Source organism: Blautia massiliensis (ex Durand et al. 2017), from assembly GCF_001487165.1.
GTDB classification, from domain to species: domain Bacteria; phylum Bacillota; class Clostridia; order Lachnospirales; family Lachnospiraceae; genus Blautia_A; species Blautia_A fusiformis.
Genome location: NZ_LN913006.1, coordinates 74,983 through 99,783, shown reverse-complemented (window position 1 = coordinate 99,783; position 24,801 = coordinate 74,983). Strand labels below are relative to the sequence as shown.

The following is a 24,801-nucleotide window of genomic DNA, read 5'->3' as shown; positions in this document are numbered from 1 at the left end:
AAATTACCTCGTCCATTTTTTATAAAATCTAATCATAAGCATTAAAGATAAGAACAATGTTACTCCTAATACCAAAAATGCATAAAGATCTGACGGAAACATAATATATGCTTCTTTTGACAAATTATCTTTTATTACATGATCTACCAGTTTACCGCTTGTCCAGTCCATCGCACATATAACTGGAAATAGATTTAGAAATTTTGCGGTACCTTTCACTGCCATTGTTTCAAATAAACCGATAATTCCCCAATTTAGAATCGAATAAAAAAATGCCAACAATGTAGACACTAAATAGGATTTATTAAAATATACTATTATAACCACAATAGGAAGTGACGCTATCGTTATCACAAGCCCAAATATAATACTAAATCCTAGCTTGTATGCTAAATCATATATAATACCAACCTTCAATATCCATGAAAAGAATATTGTAAATGATACACTCGTCAGGCTAAAAAGAGTTCCATATATAAAAAGTACACAGATCTTTGCAAGGATCATTTTGGTAATTGTCACGGGCACTGTTTTAATATTTTTAAATGTATCATTATCTCGTTCCATAAAGAACAAGATTGTCGCAAGCATTCCTATTAAACAAGGTGCAAGGAATACAAGACCATAGCCCTGTGTCATAGTAAAGGATAAATCAAACCTCATTTTCAAATAATGTGTGCTCAGATCACCAGACATCCCGTTCTTAGTTGTCATAACCACAATTAAGGGGAAAAAACATGATAATACAATCAGCATGAGCGTGATTTTCCTTCTTTTCAATTTTGTAAACTCACATCTGACTAAATCAAGCAATTCCTTCCCCTCCTGTCACTTTTTTAAAATAGTCCTCTAAAGTATCTTCACACAAATGAGCGTCCATCACGTCTACTCCTTCTTGAACAAAGGAACGAACTATATCTGGTATTGATATACTGAGATTATACACATTTATATCTTGGTTTCCTGATACCTTAAAATTTGATTCTTTATAATACACTGACAGTATTCTTGCTGCTTGGGCATTATCAGAAACCTTGAAGTGTACATATTTTCCATTTTTTTCTTCTAATTCCTTCATACTTCCCTCTTCAATGAGTACGCCTTTATCAATAATACCAATATCGTCTGCTAAAACAGCAATTTCTGAAAGTATATGGCTAGAGATCAATATAGTTTTCCCTCTATTTTTAGATAAATCTTCTATAAATGTTCTTATTTCTGCGATTCCTATCGGATCTAAGCCATTAATTGGTTCATCCAAAATTAATATTTCTGGATCATGCATTACCGCTAATGCTATAGCTAATCGCTGTTTCATTCCTAATGAATACTGCGAATATAACTTTTTATCTTTGTAGGGTAAATTAACAAGTTTTAATGCCTGTTCGATAGCATCAGTTCTTGGGATTCCTCTCAATTTCGCAAAAATTCTAAGATTTTCCGTACCTGTCAAATTAGGGTAAAATCCAGGACTTTCAATCAGTGATCCTATTCGAGGTAATATTTTTTTCTCTTCAAGCCTTATATCTCTATTAAAAATACGTATGGAACCTGATGTCGGTTCTATGAGGTTTAGCAGCATTTTCATAGTTGTGGTTTTTCCAGCTCCATTTCTCCCTAAGAGTCCATATATCTTTCCTTTTCTTACATGCATATTTAGATTGGAAACACTTTTCTGTTCTCCATATGTTTTAGTTAAATCACGTGTTTGTATAATGTATTGTGACATTTGGTTTTTCTCCTTTCAGAATCTTCTATGTTTTACAGTATAATATATTTTTCTGACAGGAACCTGACAGAAACCTGACAAGAACCTTGTAATTTATTTAATACGAAAAAGATGATACTCGAACGTATCATCTTTTTTGTTACCTTTGTATAACTGAAAATTCAATACAAAATACTGTTCCTTTACCCGGTTCACTAAATGCACTAATTGTCCCACCCATTTTCTCTAGCAATAATTTTGAAATATTTAATCCCAGTCCATTCCCTTTTCCGGATCTTCCTTTATTACACTGGTATAATCTTTCAAAAATATAATTCAAATCTTCCTTTGCTATCCCTATCCCATCATCACCTATCTCGAGTCTAAATTTACCATTCCCCTCTGATGCTGTTATTGATATGTTTGCTGCTTTGCTATGAGTAAAAATATTCTGCACAATATTATTTATAGCCCTCATATAACAATCCTCATCAATCTCAACAATTATAGCTTTCTCAGGAATTTCTATATTATATCCTATTCGATGTTCTTCTATTATAGGGATCCAATCCAAAAAAATCCTTCTGGTTTCTTCAGTAATGTCAACTGCTTTTATTTCCAACTGTTCCTCATCTGAATTAATCCTAAACCACTCGAATAACACTTCGATATATTTTTTTAAGTCATACGCCTTTTCTTTCGCTAGTCTTAGATATTGTTCCTCTTTATCTGAACTTACCAGTTTTAAATCTAGAGCGTCCAAATACCCTATTAAGGTTGTCATGGGTGTTCTGACATCATGTGATAAACTTGTCATGAGTTGCTTATTTGCTTCCAACTCTATGTTACTCTCTTCAATCCTTTTTTCATATTTATACAATATAGAATTTACTCTAAATCCAACTTGATCTATCCTATTATTTTTTTTCAATAGAAGCTTTTGTTTGCTTTGACCTTTCTCTATTTCTAAAAGTATTTGATTGAACTCTTTTAGTCTTCTATTAATTTTAAACACATAAAGTGTCAATCCCAAATTATAAAATAAAAGTATGACTAGCACCACATAAAATAATTTCATTTATCTCATAACTCCTTATTGAATCTATATCCGAGACCTCTTACAGTCTGAATATACGAATTTTCTGCTGTTCGCTCTATTTTCTTTCTCAATCTGCTAATAACTGCCATTATGTTATCATCATCATATACATACTCTTCGTTCCAAACATTTTCGTATATTTGTTTCTTCGTGAGAATTTTTCCTTGATTTTTTGCAAGATATATAAGTACATCATATTCTTTTGCAGATAATTTAAGCTCTTCACCAGACAATTCTACTATGCCACTTTCTAAGTCAATTCTTAAATCTCCATATTTCAAAATTGCTTTACTAGCCATATTATTTAAACGTGTGTAACGTCTTATTAGAGATAATACTCTTGCAAAAAACTCTTCCATTTCAAAAGGTTTTGTCAAATAATCATCCGCTCCCGCCCGCAACCCTTTTACTTTTGAGGTGCTGTCATCTTTCGCTGTAAGCATTAGTATTGGTACATTACTCATGTCTCGTATTCTTTCTAAAACTTCAAACCCACTGATTCCTGGCATCATCACATCCAATACAACTAATTGATATTCCTTATCTTTTACTGATTTTATCCCATCAAAACCGTTGCATGAAATATCTGCACAAATATTTTCTTGCAAAAGACTCTCTTGCAAGAGTGTACATAAATCCCTATCATCATCAATAATTATAATATCTTTTCTCATCTCAAGCCTCCAGTAATATGTATATTGTTGATGGCAACTTTAGATGGCAATACAAAGACTTTGTTGCCTGTCTCTGAGTTACCCTGTATACTGTCATTAATACAGTAAAGAAAGGGATCCCAGAGCATCCTCCTGACAAGACGTATACTCTGGGATCATGGTTTTGAAACCATGATTATTATATCAGATTATTCCGTTTCGTACAATGAGGAAGACGATATTTTTAATTAAAAGCAGCGCCATATCCTACTGTCCAGTCTGTATGGAAGAACTCTCCTACAGGGATTCCTGCAAAAGGATCCTGCTACAGGAAGGGCATGAACGTCATGTCTGTATCATCCGCCGGATGAAATGCACGAAATGTGGGATCCTTCACCGGGAACTGCCGGATTTTCTTGTCCCATACAAACATTACACTGCTGAAGTCATATCCGGTGTCCTGGATGGGCAGGTTACTCCATATGATGAAGATTCTGCGGATTATCCCTGTGAGATGACTATGCACCGCTGGCATCACTGGCTGATGAAAAATACGTTAAGGATAGATGGTTATTTAAGGTCTGTCGGCCACCGTCTGCCGGGATTCAGTGAGGAACTGCTGATGTCCGGCGTGCCGCTGCTTGAAATGCTTCGCAGTTCCCTGTATAACTGGCTGGAAACGATACTGAGATTCATCTATGATTCCGGCGGTTTTCTTGTCCCGTGATACAGTTTTCCCTATGCACCGGCTTTGTTTTGCTGTCATTCATAAGATATGGTAAGTTCCTCTCAAAGGAGGAATAATGACCATGAATATAACAAAAGATAACCAATGGCGCGACGGGAAAGCCCTGGAACGCTACATGCTGATCGCACCATTACTGGAAGGCTCCCTTGATCCGGCAAAACGTCTCCAGATGAGGGAGGGCATCGCATCCAGGAACGGGATCTCCCTGCGGAGCCTGTACCGTTATGAAGCTGCTTTCAAAAAAGAGGGATTTTCCGGACTGAAACCGGCAGAGCGTCCGAAACAGCATTCCGCAAAGCTGCCGGATAACTTTAAGGAGATCCTGGAACAGGCAGTCCAGCTGAAAAGGGAAGTGCCGACACGGTCTGTAAACCAGATCATTTACATCCTGGAACTGGAAGGCTGGGCACCTGTGGGGACACTGAAACGCTCCACCATGCAGAGACATCTCTATAATGCCGGATTCGGACAGAAACAGATGCAGATGTACCGGGATGCCCGTAACAGTTCATCCAAACGTTTCTGTAAACCACACCGGATGATGCTGATACAGGGGGACATCAAATATGGGATCAAACTCCCCATTGGAAAAAATGGTGCAATGGTACAGACGTATCTGTCCTCAGCCATTGATGACCATTCCCGTTACGTACTCCATTCAAGGTTTTATGATAACCAGGAGGAATCCATCGTGGAAGATACTTTCCATAAAGCCATACTCAAGGCAGGAAAATTTGATGCCTGCTACTTTGATAACGGTTCACAGTACATTTCCAGACAGCTGAGGTTTTCCCTGTCCAGGCTTGGGATCACGATCCGTCATGCCCCTGTCCGGAGCGGGAAATCAAAAGGTAAGTGCGAAAAGTTTCATCAGATCGTAGATAGATTTCTGGCGGAAGTAAAAGTGCACAACATCCGGACACTGGAAGGACTGAACCGTCACTGGAGCAACTATCTGGAAGAATACTACCATACTTCCCCGCACGCAGGGATCCGGGAATACTATGAGAGTATGGGTGTGTCGGTGCCGGAAGGAGGGATCTCCCCGGTCCAGGAATGGAACCGGGATTCCAGACCGCTTACTTTTCTGGATGCTTCTGTGGTTGCGGAAGCCTTCCTGCACCATGAGGAACGTCTGGTGGACAAAGGTGCCTGCATCAGTTTTAGGGGAAAGAAGTTTGAGACCCGCCCTGCCCTGATCGGCTGCACCGTCGGGATCGCATATGATCCCATGGTGCCGGAAATCCTGACGGTCTCTTACCACGGTATGGAACCTTTTACGGCGCGTCCTCTTAAGATAGGCGCTTTCTGTGATAAGAACCCGGCCCTCCCTGTATCCATGCAGCCAAAAGAAACGGAATCTTCCCGCCTGCTGGATGCCCTGGAAAAGAAACAGGCACAGTCCATGCAGCGCCGGGCAGATGCGATCTCGTTTGGCAGCTACAGAAAGGATGGTGGGGATCATGTATAGATCTTTTTTTGAAATGGAACGTATGCCATTTGTCCGTGATGTCCCGATACAGGAACTGTATGAATCCCCTGCCATGTCGGAAGCTCTGGGAAGGCTGGCCTATGCAGCTGACCGTCAGCTCTTTGCAGTTATCACGGCAGATGCCGGATGTGGAAAATCCACACTCCTGAGACGCTTTTCCGGGAGTCTGTCAAAAGATGAGTACCTTTTTCTGTATCTCTCTGATTCCAAACTGACCCCACGCTGGTTTTATAAAAGTATGCTGGACCAGCTGGGGATAGAATCGAAGTTCTACAGAGGGGATGCAAAACGCCAGCTCCAAAAAGAAGTGGAGATCATCCGGGGTGTACAGAAAAAGAAAGTTGTCTGCATCCTGGACGAAGCGCATCTTCTGGAAAAGGAAACGATCGAGGAGTTCCGTTTTCTCCTGAATTACAGGTTCGATTCCATGAGTCCCATGGCGCTCATACTGGCAGGACAGACAGAACTGTGGGACAAGCTCCGGCTGCAGCGGTATGCGGCAGTAAGGCAGCGTATTGATATCAACTGTGTCCTGCCACACTTTGACAGGGCAGAAACCGAAAGATATATCTTATCACATCTGGTCTATGCCGGGGGAAGGCAGGATATCTTCACAGACAGGGCACTGGACGATATCTATAAAGAATCTACCGGGATCCCGCGGCGTATCAACCGCATCTGCGAAAAAAGCCTGATGTATGCCAGCCAGCAGGGAAAACGCCTGATCGATGAACATCTGGTGCGTTATATCATTGAACACGAAATGCTGGGAGGTGATGTCTGATATGGGATCCTATTACCAGTGCAGCGATCCGGACAGCAATGAAAAAAACTGGATCGGTCATATCCGTCCATTAAATATAAACAGAAATGAGTTTGAGGTGACCGCCCGTGGAAGCACTTTCCATCTGCTGGTAGGAAAACATGCATATGGAAAGTATCTGTGTATTCCCAACTGGGGGATCGGCACAGAAATATCGTCTCTGTCGGACTGCTTCTGGAACAGGGAACGCCTTGAACAGGACTATCCAGAGCTGTCAAAAGTGGACATCATCAGTATCGTAAAAGCGCTTGAAGCACTCAGCTCATATGTAACATTGTAAATGAAACAGATAATCCGGCAGGAAATCTGCCGGATTGTACAAAAATGCCAATGACACAAAACTTAGCAGATCTGTGACATGGGAGCAAATCTAATTAGTGACAAACTGAGAAATCAGCAACAGTATATCTCTTCAAATTGATTGCAACAATTATATTGGTAATTATTTTATCACTATATTAACCGTTTGTATCTTACAATATTCTTGTAATTCATATATCGAACCATTTTGGCTAACTCTTTATATATCAAATTTTTATTTCTCCATCCCAACTTGACAAACCCCTACAATTAAAAAAATTCACCCATACTAGAATAATCTGACAACGATTCCAGGTAGGGGAACATATTCTGATCCGGATCTTAACTATCCAGGGAAATTCCCCAGAAACGCTCTCCATCCATGCAGATGTAAAAAGCGTGGAAAGCAATACCAGCAAAGAAAATCTGAAAAATTGTCGAGTACATGGAAAATATGCCGGAACGGTGGAAGACATCCACAAAGGAACTGTTTTTGACCGGTTAGAACTGGGTGTCAACGCCATTGCTCACAGTCGCTACGACAGCCGCACCGTTGGGAAGAAAGATAAGGTGTCCTTTGTTGTGACCATATTGATGAAGAACGGAATGTTGCTGTTGGCATCATTACAAGGATTATTAAACAGAATTCATTATAAGTGTATAACATCAATTATACTATAAATAATGAGGAGCTTCCCAAATGCTCCCCATTATCTTAATTACATATAAAAAATACTAGCAAAGTAAAATTCAGCAAATAGCAAAAAACGTCCTATGGTCATAATCATAACATATATTACAAATTCACTTATCTTAAACATATTTTTATTGGATATTTTAGGAAATAGTTTCGCCACTAATCTATACACAATATATCCTATTATGGCTCCCGCAACATTTAATATTATATCGTCAATATCCGTCTTTCTATTATTAAATAATTGACTCAACTCAATTGACAAAGATATACCTAAATTTACTAACAATATTCGTTTAAATGAATCGAATTTTTTCACAATCAAAGGTAGTAAAAAACCGCATGGCATAAGTAATACCAAATTTAATAAATATATTACTGTATCAATTTCTTGTGAGAATGGTATTAAGTTTAATTGATTACTTGAGAAATCAATTCCATATAACTTTATATCATACACTGTTCCTGCTCCAGTAAAATGCAAAACACAGGCATAATATAATCCAAAAACGCCTAAATATATTTTGGATAAAAGTGAAACTTCTTTCTTCCTAAGATATATTCCCCAGAACAAAACTATTGGTAATAATATTGTGCCAAATTCATATATAATTAATAACATAATACAGCTTCCCCTTTCTTTTAAATTGTACATGAAATTCTAACTAAAATTGTACGTATTCATTTGCAGTCTGTATAACCGCGCATATTCTTTATTAAGTTCTAATAGTTCCTTATGACTTCCTTCTTCTTTCACCTGGCCATTTTCAAGCAAAACAATTTTATCAGCTAAATGTACTGCTGAAAGTCTATGGGATGTAAAAATTAGTGTTTTCCCATATAATTCATGTTTAAGATTATTTAATAAATTGCACTCAGACTCAGGATCTATAGCTGCCGTTGGTTCATCTAAAATCATTACTTTACATCTTCTATTCACCGCCCTTGCTAAAGCAATTTTCTGCTGTTCTCCCCCTGATGGCTCATAACCATTTCTATCAAATATTTTTTGTATATACGTATCCAAACCTTCTGGAAGTTTTTTAAGGATATTATCTGCATCTACTATATGTAAAGCTTTAATAGCGTCTTCATCCGTCCATTCTGCATTTTCCAAATCTGTTATTTTAATATTATCTCGTAATGTGAAAGAATAATTTATGTAGTCTTGAAATACAACGCTAAATACACTACGAAGGTTACATACATCATACTCTTTGATATTTTTAGAATTAATTAGTATTTCGCCCTCATCTACATCATAAAATCTCAATAGCAATTTTATGACTGTGCTTTTACCAGAGCCATTTACTCCTAATATACAAATCCTATCCCCTTGCTTAATTTCTAAAGAAAAGTTTTGTAACACATATTTTTCTGACATTGGATATTTAAAAGATACATTCTTAAATTCAATCTTTATATTGTCATTCACTTCCAATTCACCACATCTATTCTCTTCTTCCTCATATTTACTGAATTTTTCAATTGTATCTATTTTCAATTTATCCTCATAAACAGAAGAAAATGTTTCTATAACTGTATAAGTAGCAGCTATTAAGGATGTAAATAAACCTATGTATAAAGAAAAATCTCCCACGCTACTATCTCCATTAAGAATTGATTTTACAATTCTACTCATAAAGAGAAATATGATTATTTCTGGAATTACATATGTAGGAAATATACAAATAAGCTGTTTTTTCTTTAATTGTTTCCTATCTTTAAAACATATACTCCAAAATTTTTTATATCTATTCATAAAAAAGTCACATAAATTATGTAATCTGATGTCAAAGGCAAAATACCTATCACTTGCCACAGAATACATATAACTTTGTTGCCGCTCATACGGCATATTATTTAACCGTAACTTGTACGCTTTCTTTGAAAATTTTTGATTAAGTACTGCAGATGGTATTGAAAATATCAATAATACTATAGCATAACTCCACTGATACCTTCCTATCATTCCTGCTGCAATTATCAGCGAACATATACCACTCATTCCATAAAATATATTCCATGTAATTTCGTTTAGTGAAAAAAAATCTGTCATAACAGCTTGCAATGTATTTAAATATTCTGGTGAATCATAAAACTCTATGTTAGTTTTCATAGTCTTTTTCATGACCATTTTTTCAATTTCATGTTCTAGCAAATCCGAATGGATATTCTGATAATATGCACTTAATTTCGAGAATAACTTTGTAATTATAGCCATTAACATCACAAGGATCAGAATAAATAAAATAGAAAAATAATTTTTTTCGTTTATTATAGTTAACGAATCAATCAATATTTTATTTAAAAACATAGATATGTAAGGTGTGCATGTGCTTAATATCAACAATGTACACCTCCCAATTGTATAATGTTTAGATGTTTTCCAAGCTAAACTCATGCAAAAGGCCATTGCATTAAAAAAAGATTTTAGTTTAAGTTGCACTATTTTTACCTTCTTTCCAAATAGTAAATATAATATTCAGGCTCCTCTAAAGTACTTATCGAAAAATTTATAATATCATCAAATACTTTTTTGCCTTCAGCCTCTATATATTGCATAAGATCATGGTTTGTATAGCTTTTTCTATCAAATATATATGAATATATTAAATGCTGTATATACTGATAGCCATATTCATTTTTTTTTAAGATATTATTATATTCATTTTTTAGGTCTTCTAGTAATCCCCCAATATCCTTTTTTAATATAAGCCTATTTACAATTTTCTTATATACATCATGAATACAAGTTAAATTAATTTTTTTTCGTACTGTTATCCTTATATATCTGAAATCTTTTGTAGGTTGAAATATACCTAAAAATATATCACTTTCTTGCATCTTTCCCGTCTCTTTGAAAAGTTCTTCCAAAAATGTTAATGCCATACTTTCAACCAAATCATAGTATGCTGTATCCGTACAAACATAATTTAACTTCAAAAAAATAACCATACCATTTTCTTTAATATTTTTGTAATTTCTATTTAAACTAGTGGGCACTCTTAAAGAACTTTTTTGTGGCATAACTTTAAAATCATTTTCTACAACTTTTTTCCATATTCTCTCCTCCCACTCCTTTTCACCTCCAAGTATGATAATATGTGCATTCTCAACACTATATCCGTTTTTAAAATTTTCAATAATATCCATATACGTGATACACCGAATATCATGCAAGTTTCCTATCGGCATATATTCACTAATTCCTAACTTTTTCACAAAAGATCTATACACTTCAAAAAAAGGGGATTCAGATACTATGTTATATTCATTTACGATATCCTGCCTTACTTTCTCCATATTATCACGTAATAAATGTGTTCCTCTAAATATATCTAATAGAATTCGAATTGCATTTAATATATTTCCTATTTCATTGTGTGTTGAAATTACATATTTTGTGTATTCAAAAGATGTGGTGCCCACACATGAAAAATCATCACCTACTCCATAACCTTCATAATCCATTTGCATAAGCATATGTTCTAAAAAATGCGCAATACCATATCTGTCTCTATCTTTTAATGAGCCATTCCAAACAATTAATGAAACATAGCACATATCCATATCACACTCTCTAAATTCATATGATATTCCGTTAGATAGTTTTTTTATCATACTCATTCTCCAATGAAACTGCTGTTACTTATCTTCTTTTAAGATCAGGCTAAAAACATATATTTTTAGAAAATAAAGGGATATTACCTCAAAAACTTATGAGTAAATACCCCTCTATCCTCATTCACTTGCGTTTCTCAAATACTTTTAATACGCTACTGGTGATTTTCTTCCTGCTGTGCTTGCATCTTTGTAATTATTAGTGCTATATTTTGTAGTTTCACCACTTGCATCTCTACAATTACATCCGCAATGGCTGCAGGAATCACTTGTCGTTCTTGTACCTGAATAATTACTCCATGTACCGCATGTACATCCTCTAGCTATATTGTTTGCCTCTACACTGGTGTCGATTTTTCTTCCCATCGGATTGACAACTCTCATGTTTTCACCACCTTTCCATTTTATTTTTATTGTAAACTTTTAGATTGCTCTTAAGTTACAATCATGTGATTTAATGGTTCTAACAATTCTGGATTATTTTCTAATATTTCATGATAATAAATTAATTGTTGCTCTACCGTGTATTTTTCTTCTTCACAGCATGCCATTTTTTTCTTCATATTTAATCCATTTGCATCATAGCAATTTGCATAACAGATCCCACACAAAGTGCTTGCCCAACAATTTTGACACTCAACCAATGATTTCTGCATATATTCATCTATATAGTATTTTTTTATAGCCTCTATATCGAATCCTTTTTCCACATCTCCGATGCTAGGCGCTTCTCCAATTCTTTCACATGCTAAAAATTTTCCCTCAGTTGTAACATACAAACGACGTGTACCAGGAACACAGCACCCATTAAATTTGTGCCACACGAATGGCTCATCACAAATCGGTCGGGTATGAATTCCCATAAATGCTCCTATTTGTGGATAATATGTAAATGATTTCTCTTTTTCTGATGGTGTTTTCTGTTTATCCCACGCCAGGAGTGGCATCCGATTTTCCAAGTTCTCCCTTTCTTCTTCTGTATATATCGGAGCATTATTTTCCGAAAGTTCTACATATGTACAATTCATATTTAAATCTTTTGCATATTGTTCAAAAAATCCTTGCATATCCTCGAATTTTTCTTTTGTATATGGAGGGCTGACAACCGTACTTACCGATATCATCTTACGTCTGTCTCCATAAGCTTTTAAAGCATTTTGGAAACCTTTTAAAGACAATTCAAAGGATCCTCTACCATTTTCTAATTTTCGATGTTCATTATGTGTTTTTTCATCACCATCAATACTAAACATTAAACTAAATTCTGGAATGGATGCAAAGTATTCTGCTTTTTCCTCTGTCATTAATACTCCATTTGTTGTCATAGAAAATGTTACCTTTTTTTCACCTCGATTCTCCATATGCCGATATTTTAGAAATGCCGATAAAATTTCTATAAGATTCCATGCCTGACCCAATATCAGGCATGGTTAATAAACTATCGGCATTTATTTTAATCCACAAAGCCGCTTGATAGCATCTTCGTCATTGGCATACTTGAACACCACATCATCCTTAAAGACGGATCTGTCGCTATCGCTAAGCTTATGCAGTGCTTCCCTCTTCATCTCTTCAGTAACCTTGGCGTAGAAACGAGTCGTTTCTATATTCGAATGACCAAGCCATTCAGATATAGTAGGGAGAGGCACCCCCGCCTGATACAGGTGCATTGCCCTCGTCCTTCTGAAAAGATGCGAATGCAGATGGACTAGATCCGGATTGCTTTTGCGAACCTCTGCTTCACATCCTACAAGTATACGGCTGACATTATCACTGGACATTTTGTTTTTCTGGCCATTTCGGAAAGAATAAAACACCAGGTTCTCCGAAGTCTTGTCTGGATGATATTTTTCGCAGTAATCTTCAAACTGGCTCCATATTTCCTTGGATAAGGGTGTAATCCTATGTTTCTTTCCTTTTCCGTAGAAATGGACATCAGCCTCCCCGTTGGATGTCGCTTTAATATCAAGGAGTTTTAGTGACAATACCTCATTTATCCGTGCACCGCTTTCATACAGAAGCGACAGGAGAAAACGATCTCTTACAGCTTCACGGTTGCTATCTGTACTTTTAAGAACCAGGTACACATCATTAACTGAAAGCCATGTAAAATCGAGAATCCTTTCATCATCAACATCGCTTATCTCGCGGATTGCCTCATACGCATCAAGGGAGATAGCGTTCTTTTTATAAAGGTACTTGCAGAATCCCCGCAGGTCTGACAGGCGATGGTTTATGGTCGGTGCCACGTTATTGCGTTCAGATTTCAGCCAAGCCATGAATTCTACTATGTTTTTCTGGCTGAAGTCAGATGACTGCATCGTTAGGACAGTCACCTTTTGTTCTGATTCAAGGTATGTCACAAACAGATTTATGCTATATCTGTACGAGTCAATTGTGTCTTTATCGCGATTCCTGACACCCGGAAGGTAGATTCTCATAAATTCACCCATAAGCGATACAAGGTGTGGATCCTTAGCTTTAATCCTCATCTTCCAGAACCCCCTTTCCATAAACCTGGGAAAGGAGAGCCCAGTCTACAGCTTTGGACTTGCGCAGATTCTCTGGAAGAAGGTGGATATAATAAAGCGTTGATGTGAGTTCTGAATGCCCCATATATGCCGAAAGGTACGGCAATAATTCCATCACGTCCTTCCCATTGTTTATCCAGCGGATTATATTACGCGAAGCAAAAGCGTGCCGCAGATCATAAGGTCTTGGAGCCCCCTTCCATGAAATGCCACTCTTTGAGATCAGGTTCCTCCATACCTGGTTGTACCACGATGCTTCATATGGTGTGCCGTCCCATTTTTGAAAGAACCATTGCCTCTTTCCTGCTACGGAATCGTATTTCTGACAGAGTGCGCGCATATCCTCTGACATAATGATGTGCCGATCCTTGTGCCTCTTGGACTGTCGTATATAAACGTCTCCTGTAATCAGGTTTACATCCTCTGTTCGTATCGCAGGTGGTTCCTGTGGGCGAAGACCACAGCAGTAAAGCAACCGGCTATACACAGGAAGCACAATCTCTGGCAGATATCTTTTCCCACAGGTTTTGCCAACATATGAGTCAATCGTTTTAAATAACCCGGAGAGTTCATCATCCGTAAACAGGTACGGATTGAAAGCTATGCGCTTTACTACATAATCGTCATCCGGTATATAATCATCATATCCAAGGAAGTTCAGGTATTTCGTGTACTCCCGCAGGAGAGAGAGGAAGGCGGCTTTGCTGTTGACAGTATAAGGATAATAAATGAGCCACTCGTCTACCATTTCCTGGGTAATGCGGGCAGACAGGGGATGGTTTTTTACACAAAAGTTTATAAATGGAGGAACCGAACTCCTATATGTAGCGGTGGCGTATCCAATGGACTGGCGATATTTCATCATCTCCTCAAATGCGTCATTGAGTTTTTTGTCAAGGGTCATGCTCCAGCACCTCCCTCCAGGGATCCGGTACTTTCTGTATGTCCTGTATGTCCAAAATAGAACCCGCTGGTAATAGGCACATCCGAAAAATCCATTGCCACGAATGATATCTGGTGTGTATCGTGTGTGATGTACGGTTTATCCTCAATAATGGATTTATGTCCCATCATCTGGGACACGGTTTCAATGGGAACTCCTCTTGACACCATAACCGTTTCAAAGGAACGCCGTAAACTATGGAATCCTCTAAATGCGATTTTGGATACGCCTGCTTTTTCGCAATACTTGTCAATCATACTGCCAAATCCCTTTGACAGTCTTCGATACGGAGCCTTTACTGTTACGAAAACCTCAGGAATATCGCATTTAGGACGCCAGTCGAGGATATAATCAGCAAGGGCGTTCAAGGTGGCACCGTTTAGTTCAGATACGATTGGCGTATGAGTTTTTGACTGCACTACTGACACTTTGTGATTGTGCCAGTCTATATCTGATAACTTAATGCCTATGATGTCGATTCCGCGAAGCCCTGTGCAGTATGCAACAAGTATGATCGCAAGATCCCTCTTTCCAATGGTGCTATCTGTATCAGCTGCCTGGGCTATTCCCGAAATCTCTTCTTCAGAATAGGCCGGGATAATACGCCGGTGATCATTTTTCAGCTTCAGAAGAGTATAATCACGGTGCAGGCAATCATTCCCATGAGCCCGAAGGTATTCCGTGGCGTACTTTACACACCTTAATGTACGTCCGGTACTGCCGCTGTTCGAAACCAGTACTTCATTAATTAGGAATGACATGACTATAGTGTCATCAATACGTTGCGGCTTTATCCCGAACTGTTCAGCGTACCACAAAAAATGTCTGGTAGGGGCTCGAAGATCCTTTTTTGTTGCATTGCTGATAGGGTAACTATTGAGAATTATTTCCACGAGGCTGCTTGTCTCGTCGGATACAATGTACTTGAGCGGATGAGATTTAGTGCTCGAAAAATCAACAATGCCGCTTTCCGCAAGTGAAGATAGCATACGCATAACACGCAGTTGGAATCGATGATATTCCTTGCATATCTCACCGGAAGAACACCTGGTATCAAGATTGTCCTTGTAGGAATCCATCAACTCCGGACTGTAGGAATCAACCTGTGATGACTGCGCAAAGCGTACTATCGAGTTACAAACAATCTGATACTGTTCTAAAGACACTTCCAGTATCCCGTAGGCTCTCACCTCCTTCATGAGCTGATCAGTTAATGGTTTTAGTAACGGGTAGGATTTTATCATACACGGTCTCCTTTCTATAGCGATGACTGGTTACATCTCTATAGTAAGAAATGCCGATATATTTATAAAGTCCTGTAAATCCAATATTTCAGAAAGGCAAAAATCGGCATTTCTAAAATATCGGCATATGGGGGATTATGCCGATATCTGCATAATACTCCAACGCATACGATACACATTTCTTAATCAAGTCAAACTTAAGTAATGGTTCTCCACCATAAAACCCCACATAAATCTCATCCCTATAACTATTTTTGAGTATATAATCTATAGCTTTAATTGCTGTTTCTTCACTCATACTTCGTGGACTAAAATCTCTAAAGCCTGAAAAAGAATTTTGATATATACAATAATCACACCTGAGATTACAATTTTCTGTAACTTCTAACACTACCTGTCTCATATTTTGAGGAATACTTTGTGTTAAATCCTCAAAATGTTCTCCTTCAAACTTCTCTAATGGTGTTGCTTTAAGTATATTCTCTTTTTTAACCATTGAAATTATATCATTTATCGCAGCTTGTATATCTTTTAACGAATACTCTAACTTTTTGACATCAAGAGTATTTTCTTCCCCTAGCTGTTTTAAAATATTATATTCTATTTCAGTACATTCCAAGATTTTTCCTGTTCCTGTATCAAAAAAATAGTATTTCTCTTTTGTTTTAAAAACTTTTCCTAATCTTGAAAAATCTCCTTCTCCTTTAAGTCTTTCAAAATATTTTTTATATTCTATAACTGTCATACCTTCCCTCCTCGTATTTATTTTGTAAACGTATATGTATCCTTATTAATAGACCACATTACTTGCTTGTTGTCTTACATAATATATGTTAGCAGCACAAACCACCATATTTATTGTATAATTCGTCCTTTTTTTTTTCCTATTTGGAATTCTTTCATTTTTATCGTGTCATTATTCTTTCTCATGCTTGACTCAACTTGGCACACTTCTGCGATTTACAGGAAAATCTACCCATGTTAAAATGATACTGTCAAAATTATATGTAGCGAAACGCAGCTTTCCAGGGAATGCCTCTTCTCTGGTGCAAGCTGCGTTTTTTAGTGCATGGAAAGGAGTATCACAACTAAATATAGAATAAGCGTTCCTCCGTATTGACCGGATTGAAGCTTTTATGAGGCAGGAAAACTATAAGCCAGGGCAAAGTGAAAGATCTCACTTTGCCCTCTTTTTATGAAGGAGGTTCATTTACTTGAAAAACCATGTACACAAAGAAGCCCCACCGGGCATGAAACATCATCGGAACTATGGAAAATATCTCTATACTGCCTTCCTTGTCTTCACTCTGATTGCCTGTAATGTACAACCAGTTATGGCTGCTACCATCTGGGACAAAGCTTCAGAAATCATGAAAGACGTATATAACCAGATTATCCTGATTTCCACCATTGCGGCTGTTGTAACTGCATCGGTTGCTTTGCTTTTGATGAATTTTTCCAAATCCGGAAAAACCGTGGATGAATCCAGGGCATGGCTCAAACGAATCATCATCACATGGGCTATTCTCAATGGCCTGGGATTTATCATGGCTTACATCACACCGTTCTTTGCCGGCGGGCAGTGGAATGGATAATGCAGATAAGGAGGTGGTTCTGTCATGGGAATACTTGACGGAATTGTAGAATGGATTGCCGAACAGGTCATGAACATTCTGGATTTGATTACTACTTCTGTTCTGGGTGCACTGGGATGTTCCATGGATACTTTTCTCCGGTATTTTCCAGCAGCGGAAACAATGTACCAGATTTTTCTGGCATTGGCTATCGGACTCATCCTTTTAAACTGGGTTTGGCAGCTTTTTAAGAATTATTTTATGGGGACAGGGATTGACGCTGAAGATCCAATCAAATTATCACTGCGGACATTTATGTTCCTTTTCCTAACATTTTATGCCAAAGACATCGTGGATCTTCTATTGAATATTTCAGGAACCCCGTATAGCTGGATTCTGACTGAAGATCTTCCACCACTGGAATTTGCCAAATTCAACTCTGTGATCACAGTAATCCTGGGGGTATGTGCCAACGGTGCTGTTGCCATTGTTGCCCTCATACTGGTACTGATCCTTGCCTGGAATTACATCAAGCTGCTTTTTGAAGCTGCGGAACGTTACATACTGCTTGGAGTTCTGGTCTACACCGCACCTGTTGCGTTTTCCACGGGTGCTTCCCAGGCTACCGGAAATGTTTTTAAGAGCTGGTGCCGTATGCTCGGCGGACAGTTCTTTTTGCTTTTAATGAACGCCTGGTGTTTGCGGCTGTTTACTTCCATGGTCGGAACATTCCTTGCAAACCCTTTATCACTCTAGGAAGGAGGAGATTATGAAACATAAGAAAACACTGCTCTGCAGCCTGCTATTGATTTCTTGCCTGATTCTTGTAACTTCCATGCCGGTCTTTGCCGCTGAACTTACAGAAGCAGAGGTACAGCAAGCTGTGGATGCACAGGGAAAAGAAACGGTCACCGGTAATGTCTTTATCTGGTTTCTGTGTGCCATTGCTTTTTTGAAGGTTTCTCAAAAGATTGACAGCTTTATGGCAAGTCTGGGAGTCAATGTTGGAAATACTGGTGGAAATATGATGGCTGAACTTTTAATCGCCGGAAGAGGTCTTGCAAGTTCCTTTCGAGGGCATGGAGGTGGAAGCCATAGTAGTTCCCATTCTTCCTCTCCCGGAAGTGCTGCAGTACAAAGTTCTTTCCTTTCCGGAGGATTAGCCGGAGCCGTTGGAAGGCAGACAGAGCGTTCTGCGGTAAATGCAGCCACCGGATATACCGAAGGACCAAGTATCGGAAATGCACTCTATCAGTCTTCCCTTGAAAAGGGCGGGGATTTTGCCAATAACGTTATCAGCAATATTGCTCAAGGAAACTATGGTCAAGTTGGCTCGATCAAAGGTGATGGAGCTGTTTCTGCATTTCAATCCTACATGGGAATTCAAAATGAAGATAAAACGGATCATTCCTATACCAATGTTGAGATTGGCGGCGGCAGGATAACAGGCGTTGAGTCCGGTTCCAATGGAAACAGCCGGGAATTTGCTATGTACCATGCCGATCAATATACGGCTCCTACCCAGGGAACCTATGAAACTGTTCAATCTGTAGACGGAGCTACCTGGTACAAACAGTATGCTGAAAATACGGTATCCAAAATTCCTTATGATGCTGGCGATGGAAAGATAGCCTACAACGAATCCATTGTCCAAAAGCTTCCTCCTACTCCTCCAAGAAAGGATCGGATTTAGTGATGGATACAGAACGCTCTGGACTTGACGAAGCAATGGATGTAGGCTCCAGTACCATTTCTCACCTAAAGTCCTTAAAAACAGCAGCCACTTTCTCCAAAGCAGGATATGGTGCAGCCCTTGGCGGGCCTTTTTCAGCAGCGATTGGAGCAGTCATAGCCAACCGGAATCAGTTCGCTAAAATTCTCCTTGTTATTCTCGCCATACTGCTGCTTCCGGTTTTATTTATTGTGATGCTCCCTGGTCTGATCTTTGGAAGTCTGACCGACCAAAGCGATGTGCTAAACAGCAACTCTATGATCAGTGAAAACATCCGTGCTTCCCGTGATGCCATCGTTGAAGTGTTAGAAGAAAGCCATGAAGACATTCTGGCAGAGATCCATGCAGCAATTTCCCGTCTTCCACAGGGAGATACTGCATCCATCAATGATCCCTATACATACAGCATCGCCGTCAATGCCAATCTGCTGATTTCACAATTTTGTGCCAGCCAGGATGACTATAAAAACATCAACCTAAACCAATTAAAGAAACTCATCCGTGAAAACAAAGAAGGACTTTTTTCTTATGATGTAGCAACCGAAACAGTTACCATGGAAGTTACCGTTGATGGCGGTGCAGAAGGAGAAACCGGCACAGAACAGGGACAGGCACAAACACAGACGGTTACTTTTACGAAACACACCTATACCGTTGTTTATGCTGGGGATTCCTATTTTGCAGACCATGTATTCCATCTTACAGACAAGCAGAAAGAACTTGCCAAAAACTATGCAGAAAATCTGACTGCTTTCTTTGGAACTGCTTCTTCCGGCATAGTAGCTGCTATCAATCTTAGTGATGAGGTATTGTCCTACCGCCCTGCTGTAGAAAGAGCCGCTGCGAAATATGGTATGAGTGATTATGTGGATTTAATTCTGGCAGTCATGATGCAGGAATCTGGCGGACGAGGGTTGGATGTTATGCAAGCAGCGGAAGGTGGATTTAATACCCGCTATCCCCATGTGCCAAATGGGATTACAGATCCTGAATACTCCATTGAATGTGGTGTACAGGAATTAAAATATGCCCTCGACAAAGCCGGCTGTACCGGACCTACGGACTTAGACCGGATTAAACTGGCTCTTCAGGGTTACAACTACGGTTCTGCATACATTGACTGGGCAATGGAACGGGACGGTGGATATACCAAAGAAAACGCCATTGCCTATTCTGACATGATGTGTGCAAGACCAAGCTGGCCTTATGACCGGTATGGTGATAAAGAATATGTCGATCATGTCCTTCGGTATTACCAAATTACTGCCAGTGGCGGTAACTATCCTGCAAACGGTATGCAAATTCCACACTATCTCCAGACAGACTATGGAAATATCCCCTATGGCGGCGGTTCGATTGCATCCAGCGGTTGTGGACCTACCAGTTTTGCCATGATTGCCAGTTATCTTACAGGCACTACCATTACACCTATTGATGCAATATCCTGGTGCGGAAATTCCTATTACAAACCAGGAGTCGGCACTTACTGGTCTTATTTCCAGGCAGCGTCCGATCATTTTGGGTGTGGGGCTGTCACACAGACCAGTGATCCCAACCAGGTACTTCAGGCTTTATCTGAAGGTCATCCGGTCATCAGTTCCCAAAGAGCCGGGCTTTTTACCAGTGGCGGACATTTTATTGTCCTTCGTGGTATAACGGCTGGAGGTAAAGTATTAGTCAATGATCCCAATGACAGTTCCTCCAAAAACTACATCAACCGTGAATTCGATATGATGACGGAAGTGCATGCAACCGCAAATGCCTATTGGATCTTCGCTAAAAAATAAAGGAGACACTTATGAACAGAAAAAAAGCAATTCTGGCTATCTTTATGATGGCCTTTTTAATTATCATCGGATTTGTTTTTCCCTCCATCTGGAAATCCCAAAAAGGAAACAAAAAATCCGAGACAGAAAATACTCAGCACGATGACAGTGAAAATACCGAGACAGAACAAGCAGAAAATAACGAATCCATAAGCTTTCAGGATTTTGAAGCTTTGGAAGACTTTTTCTCCAAGGAACAGGTGAAACTTTTTCAGGAAGAACTGACCTCCTATCTTAAAAACGTAAAACAGATGTCTCTAACTTCCATCCGTTTCCTTGCTGATGATACTACCTATCCCAATGCTTCTGATATTAATTTTTTGTTCCAGCTTCCGGATAAGTCCGTTCTTCCTGTGTACTACACTTCCTCTACTGGAAGATTCTTTTTCGGTGAGGAACGTACCCCTGATTCTGGAAAAGAAATCATCTATGAACGTCCGACAGATGACAAACTTCCTTCCATCACAACAGAGGAAATTGAACAGTTGCAAGAAGGCGGTTATGACGATACCTCAGTGAATTTGGAAAAAGCTGCCCCTGTCACAGAAGTTCCTGAAGCTCCTTCCATGGAAGAACCAAAGGAGGTGCAGCCATGAACAATACTGAAGAACAACATCCTGTCTTCATCCCACGCAATTTTATAGAAAAAGGGACCTTTATGGGCGGAATGTTTAAAATCCGTAATGCCATCGAAGGTGGTGTCCTGGCAATCCTGATCACCATTCCTGTTATCAATCTGCCTCTGACACTGACTGTCAGGATTATTATTCTCTGTATGACTGCTCTTCCTGCTGCTATGATTTCTTTAATTGGAATCGGTGGGGAAAGCATTACTGCATTTTTAATGAACGCTTTGCGTTTTCTGAAAAACCGCCGGGTTATTTACCGTATGGATGTGCATCCGGAACCGAAAAAAAAGTACCGGATTAAAAAACCCCGCAACAAAGAACCCAAAACCAGAAAACGAAAACGTCATCCAAAGCAACCTGCAGAAGCTTCTTCTGAAGAGAACTGCTCTCAGATGTCTTCTGAAGAGAAGACAAAAGAATCCCCTGCTGTTAAAAAAAAAGAACGCCGGCAGTTTGATACTTCTACAAAACGTGGAATACGCAAACAGGCTCGTGAAGACATCCGGATTCTTAAATTTGAGTCCCGACAATTAAAAAAAGAACAAAACGCTGCACGTAAAAGTGCGAAAAGGCAGGCAAAACTTGAAAAACAACAGATAAAGCAGCAACTTTTGGAGGAGCGAAAAAAAGAAAGAACTGCGAATAAAGCTTCCAACCAGTCATCTGCTGCTTCCGGGAAAAGCAAAAAGAAAAAACGAAAAGAAATCACCTTAGAAGATTATCTTCCTATTGATAAAATTGCCAATGGCGTTATCTACACGACAGACCATCGTTATGTAAAAATCCTAGAGATTGAACCAATCAATTTCCTCTTACGCAGTGCTAGGGAACAACAAGGGATCATCTTCAGCTTCATCTCCTACCTAAAAATCAGTCCTGTGAAACTGCAGATTAAGATGATCTCCAAAAAAGCGGATATCAACAAACATCTGGAACAGTCCCGTTTGGAAATGGAACGGGAATCAGATCCTAACTGCCGGCAGTTACAAAAAGACTATATCCAATTTGTCCGGCAGTTAAGCTCCAGAGAAGCGGTTTCCAGACGTTTTTTCCTAATCTTTGAATACGAACCTTTCAATGTGAATCGGAAGGTGGAGGAAAAGGAAATCCTGGCGGCTTTGGAGACTGCGGCACAAACCGCTAAAACCTTTCTATATCAATGCGGCAACGATGTGCTGGTTCATGACAATGAAGATGAGTTTACAACCGATGTACTCTACACTTTACTGAACCGTACCAAATGTACCGAAACACCTTTGCCAAAACGGATTAACCAGGTACTTACCCGCTATATGGAATCTGGTCGTGAGCAGGAAGTGGATAACATCCATATCAATGAATTCATTGCACCAGAGTCTTTGGACTTTAAGCACAGCAACTATGTGCTGGTAAATGGCATCTACCATTCTTACCTGCTGGTGCCGTGCGATGGTTACAAAGCAAAAGTAATGCCAGGCTGGCTGTCCCTGCTTATCAATGCTGGCGAAGGAATTGACATTGACTTTTTTCTGCATAAACAGCCCAAAGATAAGATCCAGCAACGTCTTGGACAGCAAATCCGGATCAACCGTTCAAAGATCAAAGAGGCCTCTGATACCAATGCGGATTTTGATGATCTGGATTCTGCCATCCGTTCCGGCTATTTCCTCAAACAGGGACTTGCTAATAATGAAGATTTCTATTACATGAATCTTTTGATTACGATTACGGCAGGTGATCTGGAAGAACTACAATGGCGGATTCAGGAGATGAAAAAACTTCTCATCTCACAGGATATGGATCTGCGGTCTTGTTACTTCCTGCAAGAACAGGGATTTTTATCTTCCCTTCCTCTTGTAAACCTGGACAAGAAGCTCTATGAACTCTCAAAACGAAATGTCTTAACCACCGGAGCTGCCAGTTGCTATCCTTTCGTTAGCTACAGCATTTGCGATGACAACGGCATCCTATTTGGAGTAAATAAGCATAACAACTCTTTAGTGATTGCTGATATTTTTGACTCCAAACAATATAAAAACTCCAATATTGCGATTCTTGGCACTTCCGGATCCGGAAAAACCTTTACCATGCAGACTATGGCACTTCGTATGCGGCGTAAAGGAATCCAGGTATTTATCATCGCACCGCTAAAAGGTCATGAGTTTTATCGGGCTGCCAGAAATGTAGGCGGAACCTTTATCCAGATTTCTCCTGCCAGCCAAAACTGCATCAATGTCATGGAAATCCGAAAAGTAGATAACTCTGTCAATGAGCTGCTGGACGGTCCAACTTTAGACGCATCTGCCTTAGCCAGTAAGATTCAACGTCTGCACGTTTTCTTTTCTCTGCTCATTCCAGATATGAGCCATGAGGAAAAACAGCTTTTGGACGAAGCACTGATTAAAACCTATGCAAGAAAGGGAATCACCCATAAGAATGAATCCCTCATTGATCCCAAACACCCGGATCATTATAAAGCGATGCCAATTCTTGGAGATGTATATGATGTTTTGATGGAAACTGAAGATACCAAACGACTGGCTCACATCCTAAACCGTCTTGTCCATGGCTCTGCTTCCTCTTTTAACCAGCAGACCAATGTAGATCTGACCAATAAATATACCGTTTTGGACATTTCAGAGCTGACTGGCTCCAGTGATCTCTTAACGGTAGGGATGTTTGTTGCTCTGGACTATGTATGGGATAAAGCCAAAGAAAATCGTACCGAAGAAAAAGCCATTTTTGTAGATGAAGTATGGCAGCTCATCGGTGCCTCCAGTAACCGCCTGGCCGCTGAATTCGTTTTGGAGATTGCCAAGATCATCCGGGCATACTCTGGTGCCGGTATTTTTGCAACCCAGGACCTCAATGACTTTTTTGCTCTTGATGACGGAAAATATGGAAAAGGCATTATCAATAACTGTAAAACCAAAATTATTCTTAACATGGAAGATGAAGAGGCACAACGTGTAAAAACCATTCTTCGTCTTTCCGAAACCGAAGTTATGAATATCACCCATTTCCAACGTGGAAACGGACTAATTTCAACAAACAACAATAATATCACTGTGGAATTTAAAGCTTCCAACCTGGAAAAAGAATTAATTACCACAGACCGACAGGAACTCCTGGAAATCTTGAAACGCCAGGATAAAAAAGTCGGTTAATGTTACCTGCAGCCCGAATATGGCTGCTTTTC

At 39.2% G+C, this 24,801-nt stretch carries 24 protein-coding genes; 11 read left to right on the top strand and 13 right to left on the bottom strand.

All coding sequences use genetic code 11. The features are described from left to right. Positions 1-3: 3 nt before the first annotated feature. The 4 genes from BN3261_RS01460 to BN3261_RS01445 form a co-directional block, all read right to left on the bottom strand. Positions 4-813 (bottom strand): ABC transporter permease, encoded by an 810-nt coding sequence (locus BN3261_RS01460; RefSeq protein WP_059085304.1) that lies wholly within the window; start codon positions 811-813, stop codon positions 4-6. Further along, the gene (locus tag BN3261_RS01455) at positions 806-1,729 is read right to left on the bottom strand and encodes an ABC transporter ATP-binding protein (RefSeq protein WP_025580960.1); all 924 of its coding nucleotides are present in this window, start codon (positions 1,727-1,729) and stop codon (positions 806-808) included. Before BN3261_RS01455 ends, BN3261_RS01460 begins: the two co-directional genes overlap by 8 nt. A gap of 139 nt (positions 1,730-1,868) precedes the next feature. Further along, on the bottom strand, positions 1,869-2,786 hold the full coding sequence (locus tag BN3261_RS01450) for a sensor histidine kinase (RefSeq protein WP_059085303.1): 918 nt from the start codon (positions 2,784-2,786) through the stop codon (positions 1,869-1,871). A gap of 5 nt (positions 2,787-2,791) precedes the next feature. Beyond that, the gene (locus tag BN3261_RS01445) at positions 2,792-3,481 is read right to left on the bottom strand and encodes a response regulator transcription factor (protein WP_025580962.1); all 690 of its coding nucleotides are present in this window, start codon (positions 3,479-3,481) and stop codon (positions 2,792-2,794) included. A 262-nt stretch (positions 3,482-3,743) separates the two neighbouring features. Here BN3261_RS01445 and BN3261_RS17600 point away from each other — a divergent pair, with 262 nt between their 5' ends. From BN3261_RS17600 to BN3261_RS17020, 5 genes are all read left to right on the top strand, one after another. Further along, the gene (locus BN3261_RS17600) at positions 3,744-4,187 is read left to right on the top strand and encodes a DUF6431 domain-containing protein (RefSeq protein ID WP_199874095.1); all 444 of its coding nucleotides are present in this window, start codon (positions 3,744-3,746) and stop codon (positions 4,185-4,187) included. 82 nt (positions 4,188-4,269) lie between these two features. After that, positions 4,270-5,679 (top strand): DDE-type integrase/transposase/recombinase, encoded by a 1,410-nt coding sequence (locus tag BN3261_RS01435; protein ID WP_059086833.1) that lies wholly within the window; start codon positions 4,270-4,272, stop codon positions 5,677-5,679. Next, complete coding sequence (locus BN3261_RS01430) at positions 5,672-6,484, top strand: ExeA family protein (RefSeq protein ID WP_059085302.1); 813 nt, start codon at positions 5,672-5,674, stop codon at positions 6,482-6,484. Before BN3261_RS01435 ends, BN3261_RS01430 begins: the two co-directional genes overlap by 8 nt. A gap of 1 nt (position 6,485) precedes the next feature. Next, positions 6,486-6,803 carry a DUF6618 family protein gene (locus BN3261_RS01425; RefSeq protein WP_059085301.1) on the top strand — a complete coding sequence of 106 codons (318 nt, stop codon included), beginning with the start codon at positions 6,486-6,488 and terminating at the stop codon, positions 6,801-6,803. Between the two features lie 419 nt (positions 6,804-7,222). Then, positions 7,223-7,504 carry a hypothetical protein gene (locus tag BN3261_RS17020; RefSeq protein WP_227218301.1) on the top strand — a complete coding sequence of 94 codons (282 nt, stop codon included), beginning with the start codon at positions 7,223-7,225 and terminating at the stop codon, positions 7,502-7,504. A 38-nt stretch (positions 7,505-7,542) separates the two neighbouring features. On the opposite strand, the gene BN3261_RS01420 is transcribed toward BN3261_RS17020, so the two are convergent. The 9 genes from BN3261_RS01420 to BN3261_RS01385 all read right to left on the bottom strand — a co-directional run bounded on the left by BN3261_RS01420 (position 7,543) and on the right by BN3261_RS01385 (position 16,607). After that, positions 7,543-8,142 carry a VanZ family protein gene (locus BN3261_RS01420; protein WP_055151472.1) on the bottom strand — a complete coding sequence of 200 codons (600 nt, stop codon included), beginning with the start codon at positions 8,140-8,142 and terminating at the stop codon, positions 7,543-7,545. Between the two features lie 39 nt (positions 8,143-8,181). Continuing rightward, complete coding sequence (locus tag BN3261_RS01415; protein ID WP_055151476.1) at positions 8,182-9,870, bottom strand: ABC transporter ATP-binding protein; 1,689 nt, start codon at positions 9,868-9,870, stop codon at positions 8,182-8,184. A gap of 104 nt (positions 9,871-9,974) precedes the next feature. Continuing rightward, positions 9,975-11,144, bottom strand: coding sequence for an insulinase family protein (locus tag BN3261_RS01410; RefSeq protein WP_055151479.1), 1,170 nt, complete (start codon positions 11,142-11,144; stop codon positions 9,975-9,977). Positions 11,145-11,291: 147 nt separating this feature from the next. Next, positions 11,292-11,528: a hypothetical protein gene (locus tag BN3261_RS17595; RefSeq protein WP_055151482.1), complete on the bottom strand. Its 237-nt coding sequence runs from the start codon at positions 11,526-11,528 to the stop codon at positions 11,292-11,294. Between the two features lie 50 nt (positions 11,529-11,578). Next, a complete protein-coding gene (locus BN3261_RS01405) occupies positions 11,579-12,562 on the bottom strand; it encodes a radical SAM protein (protein ID WP_330383225.1) in 984 nt (327 codons plus the stop codon). Between the two features lie 30 nt (positions 12,563-12,592). Further along, positions 12,593-13,636 carry a tyrosine-type recombinase/integrase gene (locus tag BN3261_RS01400; protein WP_025581315.1) on the bottom strand — a complete coding sequence of 348 codons (1,044 nt, stop codon included), beginning with the start codon at positions 13,634-13,636 and terminating at the stop codon, positions 12,593-12,595. Then, positions 13,626-14,579, bottom strand: a complete 954-nt coding sequence (locus BN3261_RS01395; RefSeq protein ID WP_025581314.1) for a tyrosine-type recombinase/integrase — start codon at positions 14,577-14,579, stop codon at positions 13,626-13,628. Before BN3261_RS01395 ends, BN3261_RS01400 begins: the two co-directional genes overlap by 11 nt. Next, a complete protein-coding gene (locus tag BN3261_RS01390) occupies positions 14,576-15,862 on the bottom strand; it encodes a site-specific integrase (RefSeq protein WP_059085299.1) in 1,287 nt (428 codons plus the stop codon). Before BN3261_RS01390 ends, BN3261_RS01395 begins: the two co-directional genes overlap by 4 nt. 112 nt (positions 15,863-15,974) lie before the next feature. After that, positions 15,975-16,607, bottom strand: a complete 633-nt coding sequence (locus tag BN3261_RS01385; RefSeq protein ID WP_059085298.1) for a radical SAM protein — start codon at positions 16,605-16,607, stop codon at positions 15,975-15,977. Positions 16,608-17,112: 505 nt separating this feature from the next. On the opposite strand from BN3261_RS01385, the gene BN3261_RS01380 reads away from it, so the two are divergent. From BN3261_RS01380 to BN3261_RS01355, 6 genes are read left to right on the top strand one after another with little or no spacing between them, the layout of a single operon-like run. Then, entirely contained in the window at positions 17,113-17,457 is a 345-nt protein-coding gene (locus BN3261_RS01380) for a hypothetical protein (RefSeq protein ID WP_004223640.1), read from the top strand. A 24-nt stretch (positions 17,458-17,481) separates the two neighbouring features. Further along, entirely contained in the window at positions 17,482-18,192 is a 711-nt protein-coding gene (locus tag BN3261_RS01375) for a conjugal transfer protein TrbL family protein (protein WP_059085297.1), read from the top strand. A 13-nt stretch (positions 18,193-18,205) separates the two neighbouring features. After that, on the top strand, positions 18,206-19,129 hold the full coding sequence (locus BN3261_RS01370) for a hypothetical protein (protein WP_059085296.1): 924 nt from the start codon (positions 18,206-18,208) through the stop codon (positions 19,127-19,129). Positions 19,130-19,131: 2 nt separating this feature from the next. Then, positions 19,132-20,955: a lysozyme family protein gene (locus tag BN3261_RS01365; RefSeq protein WP_059085295.1), complete on the top strand. Its 1,824-nt coding sequence runs from the start codon at positions 19,132-19,134 to the stop codon at positions 20,953-20,955. An 11-nt stretch (positions 20,956-20,966) separates the two neighbouring features. After that, the gene (locus tag BN3261_RS01360) at positions 20,967-21,590 is read left to right on the top strand and encodes a DUF5038 domain-containing protein (protein ID WP_059085294.1); all 624 of its coding nucleotides are present in this window, start codon (positions 20,967-20,969) and stop codon (positions 21,588-21,590) included. Beyond that, positions 21,587-24,769, top strand: a complete 3,183-nt coding sequence (locus tag BN3261_RS01355) for a TraG/VirB4 family ATPase (RefSeq protein ID WP_059085293.1) — start codon at positions 21,587-21,589, stop codon at positions 24,767-24,769. Before BN3261_RS01360 ends, BN3261_RS01355 begins: the two co-directional genes overlap by 4 nt. Positions 24,770-24,801 lie beyond the last annotated feature (32 nt).